Annotated in this window: 9 protein-coding genes; 4 read left to right on the top strand and 5 right to left on the bottom strand. The window is 72.3% G+C overall.

Annotated features, from left to right (window positions below; all coding sequences use genetic code 11):
• Positions 1–167 precede the first annotated feature (167 nt).
• On the top strand, positions 168–1061 hold the full coding sequence (ddaH, locus tag ACWV17_RS10745; protein ID WP_455359451.1) for a dimethylargininase: 894 nt from the start codon (positions 168–170) through the stop codon (positions 1059–1061).
• A gap of 86 nt (positions 1062–1147) precedes the next feature.
• Here the strand turns inward: ddaH and ACWV17_RS10740 are convergent, their stop codons facing one another.
• The 3 genes from ACWV17_RS10740 to ACWV17_RS10730 form a co-directional block, all read right to left on the bottom strand.
• A complete protein-coding gene (locus ACWV17_RS10740) occupies positions 1148–2137 on the bottom strand; it encodes a small ribosomal subunit Rsm22 family protein (protein WP_455359450.1) in 990 nt (329 codons plus the stop codon).
• A 9-nt stretch (positions 2138–2146) separates the two neighbouring features.
• Positions 2147–3520 (bottom strand): Bcr/CflA family multidrug efflux MFS transporter, encoded by a 1374-nt coding sequence (locus tag ACWV17_RS10735; protein ID WP_455359449.1) that lies wholly within the window; start codon positions 3518–3520, stop codon positions 2147–2149.
• A gap of 122 nt (positions 3521–3642) precedes the next feature.
• On the bottom strand, positions 3643–5265 hold the full coding sequence (locus tag ACWV17_RS10730) for an alkaline phosphatase D family protein (RefSeq protein ID WP_455359461.1): 1623 nt from the start codon (positions 5263–5265) through the stop codon (positions 3643–3645).
• A 120-nt stretch (positions 5266–5385) separates the two neighbouring features.
• Here ACWV17_RS10730 and ACWV17_RS10725 point away from each other — a divergent pair, with 120 nt between their 5' ends.
• The 3 genes from ACWV17_RS10725 to ACWV17_RS10715 all read left to right on the top strand — a co-directional run bounded on the left by ACWV17_RS10725 (position 5386) and on the right by ACWV17_RS10715 (position 7650).
• Positions 5386–6147: an SDR family oxidoreductase gene (locus ACWV17_RS10725; protein ID WP_455359448.1), complete on the top strand. Its 762-nt coding sequence runs from the start codon at positions 5386–5388 to the stop codon at positions 6145–6147.
• 74 nt (positions 6148–6221) lie between these two features.
• Entirely contained in the window at positions 6222–7091 is an 870-nt protein-coding gene (locus ACWV17_RS10720; protein WP_455359447.1) for a PhzF family phenazine biosynthesis protein, read from the top strand.
• A gap of 100 nt (positions 7092–7191) precedes the next feature.
• On the top strand, positions 7192–7650 hold the full coding sequence (locus tag ACWV17_RS10715; RefSeq protein WP_455359446.1) for a lamin tail domain-containing protein: 459 nt from the start codon (positions 7192–7194) through the stop codon (positions 7648–7650).
• Between the two features lie 53 nt (positions 7651–7703).
• Here ACWV17_RS10715 and ACWV17_RS10710 read toward each other — a convergent pair whose 3' ends face one another.
• Positions 7704–11420, bottom strand: a complete 3717-nt coding sequence (locus tag ACWV17_RS10710) for a protein kinase domain-containing protein (RefSeq protein WP_455359445.1) — start codon at positions 11418–11420, stop codon at positions 7704–7706.
• A 41-nt stretch (positions 11421–11461) separates the two neighbouring features.
• Positions 11462–12127, bottom strand: coding sequence for a DUF7019 family protein (locus ACWV17_RS10705; protein WP_455359444.1), 666 nt, complete (start codon positions 12125–12127; stop codon positions 11462–11464).
• Between the last annotated feature and the right edge of the window lie 177 nt (positions 12128–12304).

Below are 12304 nucleotides of genomic sequence, written 5' to 3'. Positions count from 1 at the left end.
CTTGCGATCGCACGCACCAGACGCCGCGGGCCCCGCCCTCCGGGCGGACGGCGCTACTTTCGCAACACGCCCTAGCGAACAAGGTCCCGGCCGAGGGGCCTCCTTTCCCCCCGCCGCCTCGCGTTCCACCGGATCTCAGGTAAACCACCCGAACAGTTCAGTGCGCGGTGGCGCTTGAGGAGAGACGATTCTGTAGCGCTCGACACCACTCGGCGCACCCGTCGTCCCGTGAGGAGCCTTCTTTGCGCAGAGACGCCACACCCCGCCGCTACCTGATGTGCCCACCCACGCACTTCAGGGTCACGTACTCCATCAACCCCTGGATGGATCCCGCCAAGCCGGTGGACCTGCCGCTCGCCCTGACCCAGTGGGAGGACCTGCGCGACCGCTACCGCGCGCTCGGTCACACCGTCGAACTCCTCGACCCCCGCCCCGACCTGCCCGACATGGTCTACGCCGCGAACGGCGCGACCGTGGTGGACGGCCGCGTGCTCGGCGCGCGCTTCGCCTACCCCGAGCGGACCGCGGAGGCCGAGGCCCACCTCGACTGGTTCCGGACGCACGGCTTCACGGAGGTGCACGAGCCCTCGCACATCAACGAGGGCGAGGGTGACTTCGCGGTCACCGCGTCATGGATCCTCGCCGGGCGCGGGTTCCGCTCCAGCCCGCTGTCGCACGACGAGGCCCAGGAGTTCTTCGGCCGCCCGGTCATCGGGCTCGACCTCGTCGATCCGCGCTACTACCACCTCGACACGGCGCTGGCCGTGCTCGACGACCGGGCCGACGGGGAGGTCATGTACTACCCCGGCGCGTTCTCCCCCGGCAGCCGGGCCGTACTCGCCCGGCTGTTCCCGGACGCGATCACCGCGGAGGAGGCGGACGCCGCGGCGCTCGGCCTCAACGCGGTGAGCGACGGCCGCCACGTGCTGCTGCCGCAGGCGGCCGTCGGGCTGTTCCAGCCGCTGCGGGACAGGGGCTACGAGCCGATCGGGATGGACCTGGGCGAACTGCTCAAGGGCGGCGGCAGTGTGAAGTGCTGCACACAGGAGCTGCGCGCCTGACATCCGGACCGGGGCCGGCCTCTCGGCCGCGCCCCGGTCTCGACGGGCCCGGCCCCGCACGTGCGGGCAGCTCAGGTCAGGTCAGGTCAGGGAGACGGTTCCGGGGGCCACGCGTCACCCCAGTCCGTGTCGCGGGCTTCGCGGTAGAGCGGGCCCTGACGCTTGGTCACCGTGTCGCGCCGCAGTCCGTCCTGCTCCGTGCACAGGTCGAGCAGGACCAGACCCTTGCGGATCTGCGGCTTGCGCGTGACCCGGGCCCGCACCGGCTCCGCCGGGAAGCGGACCGCCGCCACGTAGCTGAACTTCTCGTCCTCGTACGCGAGCGAGCCGCCCTTCACCTGCCGGTGCAGCGAGGACCTGCTCACCCGCGCCGAGAAGTGGCACCAGTCCTCGCCCGGCACGATCGGGCACGTGCCGCTGTGCGGACAGGGCGCGGCGACGCGCATCCCGGCGTCCGTCAGCCGCTCGCGCGCCTCGCGGATACGGAGGTAGCCGTCGGGGGTGCCGGGCTCGATCAGTACGACGGCCTGCGCGGCCCGCGCCGCCTCGTCGACCACCGCGCGGCGCGCGTCCGGGGTCAGCTCGCCGAGGACGTACGAGACGGTGACCAGGTCGGTGGCGGGCAGCTCCAGGCCGGCCCCGATGATGCGGCGCTGCCAGTCCGCGGCGCGCAGGGCGTCGGAAGGCGCGCCGGCGGCCAGTTCCCGCCCCAGCGCGAGGGCCGGCTCGGCCCAGTCCAGCACGGTCGTGGTCCGGGGCCCCGCCCAGGTCGCGTCCACCGCCCAGGTCGCGGCGCCGGTACCGCCGCCGACGTCGACGTGGCTGCCGGGCGCCCAGCCGGGCGCGGCCGCGGCGAGGCCGGCCAGCGCGGACCGTACCGCTTCGAAGGTGGCCGGCATCCGGTACGCGGCGACGTCGGAGCGGTCCCGCAGCACCGGGGCGTCGGTCGGGGTGCGGCCGCGGTAGTTGGCGATCAGTCGCTCGACGGCCTGCGCGGCCTGCTTGGGCGGCAGCCCGTCGAGCAGCCCGGCCAAGGCGCTGCGCAGGGCTTCCGCGGTGGGGATGGTGCTGGTCACCTGCGAAGTTTACGTGTCCGCGGGCCGCTGCGGACCGGTCCGCCGCCAGGGCCGGCACAGCCCCAGGAAGCAGGCGAGCGAGCCCACCGCGCAGGCCAGCTGGACGACGGCCATCGGGACGGCCGTGTCCTCGCCCGCGATGCCGACGAGCGGGGAGGCGACGGCGCCGATGAGGAAGGACGCGGTGCCGATGAGCGCGGAGGCGGAGCCGGCCGCGTGCGGGGTACGCATCAGGGCCTGCGCGTTGGTGTTGGGCAGCGCCAGGCCCATCGCCGACATCAGCACGAACAGGCCGGCCGCGATCGGCACCAGCCCGACCGCGCCGAAGACGCCGGAGGCCATCAGCAGCAGGGCGACCGAGGCGAGCGTGATGATGCCCAGGCCCACCGCGAGCACCTTGTCGAGGCTGACCCGGCCGACGAGCAGCTTGCCGTTGATCTGGCCGACGCCGATCAGGCCGATCGAGTTGATCCCGAAGAGCAGGCTGAAGGTCTGCGGGGAGGCGCCGTAGATCTCCTGCACGACGAAGGGCGAGGCGCTGATGTACGCGAAGAGCGCGGCGAAGGCGAGGCCGCCGGCCAGCATGTAACCGGTGAAGACGCGGTCGGCGAGCAGCCCGCGCATGGTGCGCAGTGCCGCGCCGACGCCGCCGCTGTGCCGCCTGTCCGGCGGCAGCGTCTCGTGCAGCCATCTCGCCACGACGAGGGTGAGGACGACTCCGACGGCGGTCAGGACGTAGAAGACGCCACGCCAGTCGGTGACGCGCAGGACCTGGCCGCCGATGAGGGGGGCGATGATCGGGGCGGCACCGGAGATCAGCATGAGGGTGGAGAAGAACCGGGCCATCTCGACGCCGTCGTAGAGGTCGCGGACCACCGCGCGGGCGATCACGATCCCGGCCGCGCCGGCCAGCCCCTGGAGCAGCCGGAAGCCGATGAGCATCTCGGCGGTGGGCGCGAAGGCGCAGATCGCGGTGGCGACGACGTACACGACCATGCCGATGAGCAGCGGACGGCGGCGGCCCCACCGGTCGCTCATCGGCCCCACGACGAGCTGGCCGAGCGCCATGCCGGCGAGGCAGGCGGTCAGGGTGAGCTGGACGGTCGCGGCGGGGCTGTGCAGCGAGCTGGTGACCTGCGGCAGCGCCGGGAGGTACATGTCCATGGAGAGCGGCGGCAGTGCGGTGAGCCCGCCGAGCACCAGCGTGACGAGAAAGCCGGCGCGGCGCGTCGCGGCCATCCCGGGGGCGGCCCCCGCGGTGAGCGCGGGGGCCGCGGCGGCGATCTCGGGAGCGGCCCCGGGCTCGGGGACGGGCTCGGGCGGCCGCGAGACGGCGGATATGTGGTCGGGCTCGTTCCTGGTCGTCCGGCCGCTCTCCGGCATCGATGTCTCCCGTTCGTCGCTGTGCGCCTGGGGACACCTCCAGACCCCCCGAGCACCTCCATGCTCTCAGCACATCCGGCTGGTCGAGACCAGTGGGGGGCGCGGCCGTGGACGGTCCGGCCTCATGCCGGTGTGAGGCCGGGATTGCCCGACTCGGTCACGAAGGACGCCGCCGTGGTGACGGGCGCGCCGGGCGTGGTGACCGCGGACACCGTACGGAAGTCCGCGCGCGCCCGGTCGGTGCCGAGGGTGACGACCGCGTAGCCGCGCCGGCCGTTGTAGAACTTCAGGTGCGGATTGGCGGTGGTGAGGTTGGACCAGTTGGCGGGCCTCTCGGCGCCGTCCTTGCCGCTGGAGACGGAGGTCGCGACGATCTCGGTGCCGACCGTCGGCGACCCGGGGTCGTCGAAGTCCTTCTTCAGGTCGAAGCCGTAGCCGACATGCACATCGCCGGTGAGCACCATCAGGTTCTCGATGCCGGCCGCCGCCGCCCCGTCGAGGATCCGCTTGCGCGAGGCGGGGTAGCCGTCCCACGCGTCCATGGACAGTTTGAAGTCGGCGGTCGGCACATTGCGCCGCTGCGCGAAGGTGACCTGCTGCGGGACGAGGTTCCACCGCGCGCCCGACTGCCGCCAGCCGTCGAGCAGCCAGCGCTCCTGCGTCTCGCCGGTCATGGTGCGCGACGGGTCCTCCGACTCGGGCCCCGGCGTCTGCCAGCCGTCGCCGTACGCCTGGTTGGAGCGGTACTGGCGGGTGTCGAGGATGTCGAACTGGGCGAGCCGGCCGAAGTGCAGCCGGCGGTAGAGCCGCATGTCGGGGCCCACCGGCTGCTGGGGCCCGCGCAGCGGCTGGTTCTCCCAGTAGGCGCGGTAGGCGGCGGCGCGGCGGATCAGGAACTCCTCGGGCGGGACGTCGTTCTCGGGGATCTCGCCCGCGTAGTTGTTCTCCGTCTCGTGGTCGTCCCAGGTGACGAGGAAGGGGTGGGCGGCGTGCGCGGCCCTGAGGTCCGGGTCCGACTTGTACAGGGCATAGCGCAGCCGGTAGTCCGCCAGGGTGACCGTCTCGCGGTTGAAGTGGGCGGGGAGGCGACGGTCGGTGTAGGCGCGGGCGCCGCCGGTGGCGCCCACGGCGTACTCGTAGAGGTAGTCGCCCAGATGGACGACCACGTCGAGGTCCTCCGCCGCGAGGTGCCGGTACGCGGTGTAGTACCCGTCGTGGTAGGCCTGGCAGGAGACGGCGCCCAGCCTCAGTTCGGTGATGTCCGCGCTCTCTGCCGGAGCGGTGCGGGTGCGGCCGGCCGGGCTGGTCCAGCTGCCCGCGCGGAAGCGGTAGTAGTAGACGCGGTCCGGCGCCAGCCCGCCCGCGTCGACGTGCACGCTGTGGTCGAACTCGGGGTGCGCGGTGACGGTTCCGCGTCTGGCGGTCCGCCGGAACAGCTCGTCGTGGGCGATCTCCCAGTGCACCTGGACGCGGGCCGGCGGGAGTCCGCTGCCCGGCTCGTACGGGCGGGGCGCGAGCCGGGTCCACAGCAGGACGGAAGCCGGCATCGGGTCGCCCGAGGCGACGCCCAGGGTGAACGGGTCCTCGGTGAGCTTCCTGGCGTCGAGTTCGGCGGCCGTCGCGCTGCCCGGCAGACCGGTGGCGAATGCAAGGGCCGCGGCGGCAGCGGTGCCGGTGAGGAACCCACGGCGACCGAAATGCCGGGCCGCGGCGCGGAGTTCCGGTGAGATTTTGTCCCGATACATTGTCATATGCCCCTCCCCTGACGGATGTTGTCAGAAGCATTGGAGGGGGCGGGGGAGGCGCGCGGTTGTCACGTACACAACAGCAAAATGACAAGGGTGTGTCACGTACGCTGCGGCCCCATGGATGCTGTTGCGAAGAAGATCGCGGTCGTGACGGGTGCCGGCTCCGGGATCGGCCGGGCCGTGGCGCTGACCCTGGCCGGCGCCGGCTGGTCGGTGGCACTGGCCGGCCGCCGGATGGAGGCCCTGGAGTCGACGGCCGAGGCCGCCGGACTCTCGGGCGACCTGCTGTGCGTACGGGCGGACGTGTCCTCGCCCGATGATGTGGCCGCCCTGTTCACCGCGGTGCGCGAGCGGTACGGCCGGGTCGACCTGCTGTTCAACAACGCGGGCACGTTCGGGCCCGGCGGCGTGGCGCTGGAGGACCTGTCCTACGAGGCGTGGCGCCACGTGGTGGACGTCAACCTGACCGGGGCGTTCCTGTGCGCCCAGGCGGCGTACCGGCTGATGAAGGATCAGGACCCGCAGGGCGGCCGGATCATCAACAACGGTTCGATCTCCGCGCACGTGCCGCGGCCGAACTCGGTGGCGTACACAGCGACCAAGCACGCGATGACGGGCCTGACCAAGTCGCTGTCGCTGGACGGGCGGCCGTACCGCATCGCGTGCGGCCAGATCGACATCGGCAACGCGGCCACCGAGATGACGGAGCGGATGCAGACCGGCATCCTCCAGGCGAACGGACAGCTCGCCGTCGAGCCGGTGATGGACGCGGCGGACGTCGCGCGGACCGTGCTGCACATGGCGGAACTGCCGCTGGAGGCGAACGTGCAGTTCGCGACCGTGATGGCGACGACGATGCCGTACATCGGGCGCGGCTGACGCACCGCTGGGGCCTGTCCGGCGGATCAGGGCGGCGGGGAATGAGCGCGGGCCACAGGCGGTTGGGGTGCCACATGACGACCACCGAGATCCTGCGCTACACCGCTTTCTCCGCCGACCCCGCCGGCGGCAACCCCGCGGGTGTCGTGCTCGACGCGACCGGGCTCGACGACCACGCCATGCTCGCGATCGCCGCCGAGCTCGGCTACAGCGAGTCCGCCTTCCTGACCGCCCCGCCCGGGGGCCTCGGCGCGCCCGGACGCGCCTTCACCCTGCGGTTCTTCAGCCCAAAGGCCGAGGTCTCGTTCTGCGGGCACGCCACCGTGGCGACCTCGATCGCGCTGGGCGAGCGGCTCGGCCCGGGCGAGTTCGTCTTCGCCACCCCGGCGGGTACGGTCCCGGTGACCGTGACGGAGGCGGACGGAGCGCTGAACGCCACGCTGACCAGCGTCGAGCCGCGCACCGAGGACGTCGCGGCGGACGACCTCGCCGAGGCGCTGGCCGCACTGGACTGGCCGGCCGCCGATCTCGACCCGGCACTGCCGCCGCGGATCGCCTACGCCGGCGCCCGCCACCTGGTGCTCGGGGCCGCGACGCGTGCGCGGCTGGCCGATCTGGCGTACGACTTCACCCGGCTGGAGGCGCTCATGCACCGCCTGGACCTGACGACGGTTCAGCTGGTGCACCGGGCGTCGGAGACCGTCTTCCACGTGCGCGACCCGTTCCCGGTGGGGGGTGTGGTCGAGGACCCGGCGACGGGCGCGGCGGCGGCCGCGTTCGGTGCGTACGCCCGCGAACTCGGCCTCGTACCCGAGGAGTCGGTCCTCACCCTGCACCAGGGCGAGGACATGGGCCGCCCCGGCGAACTGACGGTGGAACTCCGGGCGGGCGAACCCCGGGTGCGGGTGGGCGGCGCGGGGGCGCGTATTCCGGACAGGCCCTAAGCGCACCGGGACCGCCCGAAATCCGGACCAGCCGGTGCAGCGGGACGGGAAGGACGTAGACTCCCCAAGTCCTTCACAACTTCCGCACATGGAGTGCACCTTGCGCATATCCACCGCCGCCGCCCTGACCGCCGCCACCCTGGCCGGTGGCCTGCTGACCGCCGGCCCCGTCCAGGCGGCCCCGCACCAGGGCGGACTGCACCTCGGCGTGATCCAGTACGACAGCCCCGGCAGCGACCGCGGCAGCAACACCTCGCTGAACGCCGAGTGGGTCGACCTTCACAACAGCACCCGCTCGGCGATCCAGCTCAAGGGCTACAAGCTCAAGGACAACACGGGCTACACCTACACGTTCGGCAGCCTCAAGATCGGTGCCGGCAAGTCGGTGCGTGTCCACACGGGCAAGGCGACGAACAGCGCCACGCACGTCTACTGGGGCCGCGGCTGGTACGTCTGGAACAACACCAGCGACAAGGCCCGGCTGCTCAAGCCGAACGGCTCGGTGCTCGACTCCTGCGCCTGGACCACGCGGGACCGGGGCACCAAGAACTGCCACTGATCACCGCCCTGACCGGCCGCGCCACGCGACGTGGCGTGGCCGGCTCAGAAGGCTTACAGGGGCGGGGCGTCGTACGAGGCGTGCGCCATCCGCCGCAGCTCGGCCCTGACGCCGTCCGGGCGGAGCCATCCGAAGCCGGCGTACTGCAGGCTCCGGTAGAGGTCGTCGAACTCCTCCTCGGACCACGTCGGTGCGGGCGTCCGCAGGGTGAGGAAGGCTTCGAGGTGCGGGCGCGCCGTGTCGTCCCAGTCGGCAGGCTTACGGAGGTCGAGCTCCCAGTCGATCTCCCACAGCCGCACCGCTCTGTCCGCGCCTCCCGAGACGGCGAAGCGGCCGTCGGCGCTCAGACTCGCCGAACTCACCTCACTCGTATGCCCCTTGAACGTGTGCAGGCAGCGGGCCGTTTCCACGTCCCACAACCGCACGGTGCTGTCCCAGCTCCCGGAGAGAGCGAAACGGCCGTCGGCGCTCAGGCCTGCCGAGTACACCTCGCCGGTGTGCCCTTCGAAGGTGCGTACGCAGCGGCCGGAGGCCAACTCCCACAGCCGTAGCCCGTGGTCCGCGCTGCCGATGAGGACGAACCGGCTGTCCGCGCTCAGACTGACCGCGCCCGCCAGGGAGGGGCACTTCAGCGTCCGTACCCGGCGGCCGGACTCCAGCTCCCACAGCTGCACGGTGCTCGACCGGTCCGTGGTGAGGGCGAGCCGGCCGTCGATACTCATCCAGCCGGACCCGCCGCCCATCCGCCCTTCCAGCGTCCGGGCGACGCGGCCGGTCTCCAGGTCCCACACGTGCGTCGTCGCGTCCGGCCCGGCCACGAGCGCCAAACGGTCGCCGGCGCCCAGGCCCACCGCGCCGACGACGTCCGGGGGCATCTCCAGCTGGTGCCGGACCCGGTCGCTCTCCGTCTCCCACAGCCGCACGACACCGTCCGCGGTTCTGACCAGGGCGAGTCGGCCGTCGCTGCTCAGACAGCTCGTGCCCAGACCGTTCCTGCCCTCGAACACCCTGACGCAGCGGCCGGTCTGCGCCTCCCACAGCCGTACGGTGTCGTCCCAGCTCCCCGACAGGACCATGCCACCGTCGGCGCTCATCGACACGGTGTGCACCCGGTCGGTGTGTCCGTCCAGGGTCCGGGCCTGCCAGACCGCCCTTGCTCCCACCCGCACCGAGGACAGCGACAGCCGGTGCCAGGCCGCCAGCGCCCGCGGTGCCCGCTCGTGCCGCGGGAACGACCGGGCCTGTGTCAGCCGCTCGCGGGCAGCGGCGTAGCGACCGTCCGAGAGGTTCTGCTCCGCCGCGTCCAGGAGGCTCTCCACCTGCGTGTCGAGCTGCGCCAACTCGGCGTGCGACTGCGGGCGGCAGGGCCTGAGCGGGCATACGTAGCGGTGGTCACCGTGCATCTGCCACAGCCGCACGGTGCCGTCCGAACTCGCTGACAGCGCCCGGCGCCCGTCCGCGCTCAGGCTGACCGCGTTCACATCGCCGGTGTGCCCTTCGAAGGTGCGCAGGCAGCGGCCCGTGGCCACGTCCCACAGCCGGACCGTGTTGTCGCGGGCCCCGGAGAGGACCGTACGAGCGTCGTCGCTGATCCGGACCGATTTAACCGAGTTGGTGTGCCCCTCGAAGACGCGCAGGCAGCGGCCCGTGGCCGCGTCCCACAGCCGAATGGTGTTGTCACTGCCTCCGGAGACGGCCATCGTGTCGTCCGCGCTCATACAGACCGCGTGGACGGAGTTGGTGTGGCCCTCGAAGGTACGCAGACAGGCTCCGGTCTCCACGTCCCACAGCCGCAGCACGCTGCCTCCCATGCCGCCGGAGAGGACCGCACGCTCGTCGGCGGTCGGCCAGACGGGATGCTCGGCCATGATGAGCCCGCCCAGGCGTTGGCCGAGGGCACCCCAGCGGCCGTCGGAGTCCCACACGCGCACCGTCGCGTCACCGCTGCCGAACAGCAGCAGGCGGCCTCCGCGGCTCAGTCGCGGGGAGTGCACGCTCTTGTCGCTCACCTCCTCTCCCAGGCAGGTGCCCGTCTGCCAGTCCCACAGGCGCACGGTGTAGCGCCACTCCCGGTTCAGGACGTCCATACCGGCGGAGAGGACCAGGGCGCCGTCGTCGCTCAGACAGATCGAGTGCACATCGGTCTCGTGTCCGCGGAACGCCGTGATGATCCGGCCGGCGTCCGCGTCCCACAGCCGGATCACCCCCTCGGGGTCGCCGGTCACGGCCAGCCGGCCGTCGGCGCTCAGATCGCCGGTGGCCGTTCCGGAGTGCGTGAGGGTGTGCAGAGGACGCCCGACCGCCAGGCCCTCGGCTCGGGCGTGCCGCAGCGCTGTCCGGATCTCGGTGTTCTCCGGTTCGGCCTGCGCCGCCTCCTCCAGCAGCGGCAGAGCCGCTTCGAGGGAGCCGCGTTCCAGATGCACCTCGGCGAGGAACTGCTTCGCCCGCGAGGAGACGCCCGTGCTCGCCGAGGCGCCCTCGATGTCGTGCACCAGCGCGTCGTCGGTCAGCCTCCCGGCCCGCCAGCGCAACAACCCGGAGTCGTAGGTCGCCTCCAGGTGCCGCGGATCCGTCGCGAGCGCCTCCGCGAACGCCGCCTCCGCTTCCTGCGACCGGCCGAGGTCGAGCAGGGACAGACCGCGGTTGTTCAGCTCGTCCGCCCGTAACTGCACCAACTTGGGGGCCGGGCGCGGGTAGGGGCGGCCGACTTCTGCCGCGTAGACGGGGAAGAGTCGTGCGGCGACCGCGGCCATGCTCCGCGGCCGTTGTGCGGGATCGTCACGCAGGCAGTGCGCCAGCAGGTCGGCCAGCGCGGCCGGCATGGCCGGCAGGCGGCCTCCCGCACGGCCGCGTTCACGGTGGTCGGCCAGCGCCGTCGCGGCCGCCGGGCCGGCGAACCAGGTGACCTCGCCGAGGAACATCTCCAGCACACTGACCGCGAAGCTCCACACATCGCTGCGCCGGTCCAGCGCCTCACCCGCCACCTGTTCCGGCGAGGCGTAGGCGGGGGTCATGCCGCCCATGGTGACCAGCACGGTGGACGTCTCCGGCCCGGCCGCCTGCGGCGTGTCCTGCGTCGGCGCCGGCGCCGGCCGCGGTCCTGCCGCACCGCGCTGCGTCCGCGCCAGACCGAAGTCGGTGACCCTTGCGGTACCCGCGTGGTCGAGGATGACGTTGGCGGGCTTGACGTCCTGGTGGACCACGCCGTGGCTGTGCGAGTGCTCCAGGCCCCATGCCATCTGGATCGCGATGTCGAGTACACGGGCCAGCACCTTCCGGGAGGTGCCGCGGTACAGCCGGCGGTCGTCGATCCAGTCGCGCAGGCTCCCGCCGTCCAGGTACTCGGTGAACACGCGAGGGACACCGCCGAGCGTGCGTACGTAGTAGCAGCTACACACGTGCGGGTGCAGACCGAGGGACACCCAGGTCTCCGCCTCGTGGACGAAACGCTCCTTGTCCGCCTGGCTCACGAGGACGTCCGCGAGCGGGGTCTTGACGGCGAGGTCGGTGTTCCAGGCCAGGTGCCGGACCCGGTGGACCACTCCCATCGCCCCCTGCCCGAGGACGCTCTTCACCTCGTACAGGCCGGCGATGGTGTCGCCCGCGGACCAGGCGGCGGGGGTGCCGTCGGCGGTCCCGTCCGGCGCGGCGCCCTCCCCCTGGACGGGATACGTTGCCGCGACCGTGATCCCCGGCTCCTCGTGCCCGGCGTCCTCGGCGTTGGCGGTCCCTCTGTCGCCTCTGTCGCGGCGCCACTTCCACCTGCCCACTGCCCCCACCCCCCTGTGGTGTCGTCGCCGGCGGCCGCGCGTCACTCGCCCAGGAGGGCCACGTACAGCGGTGTGCCGACCACGACGTTCAACTGCCGCCCCTGGCCGTCCGTGACCACGCCGGACAGCAGCCGTCTCGCCAGGAACTCACAGGAGCTGCCCGGCCCCCGCAGGCCGCGGCCGAGCTGCACGACCTGTTGCAGCATCTCCTCCGTCTCCGCCGGCGACTCGCGGCGGGGGACCCCGCCGGGAGCCGTCAGGAGCCGGTCGTCGACGGCCTGCTGCACCAGGCGGAAGAGGGAGGGAAGCATGGAGTGACCCACGGCCGCGGTGTCGGGCGACACTCGCTGCCCGATCAGGTGGTGCGCCGAGCCGATGAGGACGACGACGGTGCCGCCCTCCTGACCCATCATGAACACCGGCCCGTCGGGCGCCCGCCCGTACCCCGACATCCGCAGATCGCTCTCGCCGCGGAACCAGGTCGAGGGCTCGTTCATCCACGAGATGTCGAAGTTCCGGTCGAGGTACGCCTCGACGACCTCCAGGCGGCCGTACGTGTCCGCCTCGGTCCGGTCCTTCTGGACCGTCAGGCCGACGACCTTCAGGTCGACCTTCACCTCGGCCCCGAGGCGGGACAGCAGCTTGGGCGGAATCTGCCCGAACAGCATGTCCAGTTTCGCCTCGGACACATACACGTAATAGCGCACGACACCCCCGCCATCGCCCCGCCCGACACCGTCCGTGTGCCGTTGATGTTACCGAGCGGATCGTCCAGGAACGAGCGGGCCGTCCATCGGGGACACTGGAAAGAGGGGCGCATGCCCGAAGGGGCCGGCGCCACGACTCAGCTCGGAGAATTCCAGGAGGGCGCGACCGCTCCATCC

Source organism: Streptomyces mabaensis, assembly GCF_053763515.1.
This window is presented reverse-complemented; position numbering and strand designations above follow the sequence as displayed.

Bases quoted from the DNA above. Each gene is read 5' to 3' on its own strand.
- ACWV17_RS10735 (WP_455359449.1), bottom strand. From the start codon at position 3,520: ATGCCGGAGAGCGGCCGGACGACCAGGAACGAGCCCGACCACATATCC.
- ACWV17_RS10730 (WP_455359461.1), bottom strand. From the start codon at position 5,265: ATGTATCGGGACAAAATCTCACCGGAACTCCGCGCCGCGGCCCGGCAT.
- ACWV17_RS10725 (WP_455359448.1), top strand. From the start codon at position 5,386: ATGGATGCTGTTGCGAAGAAGATCGCGGTCGTGACGGGTGCCGGCTCC.
- ACWV17_RS10720 (WP_455359447.1), top strand. From the start codon at position 6,222: ATGACGACCACCGAGATCCTGCGCTACACCGCTTTCTCCGCCGACCCC.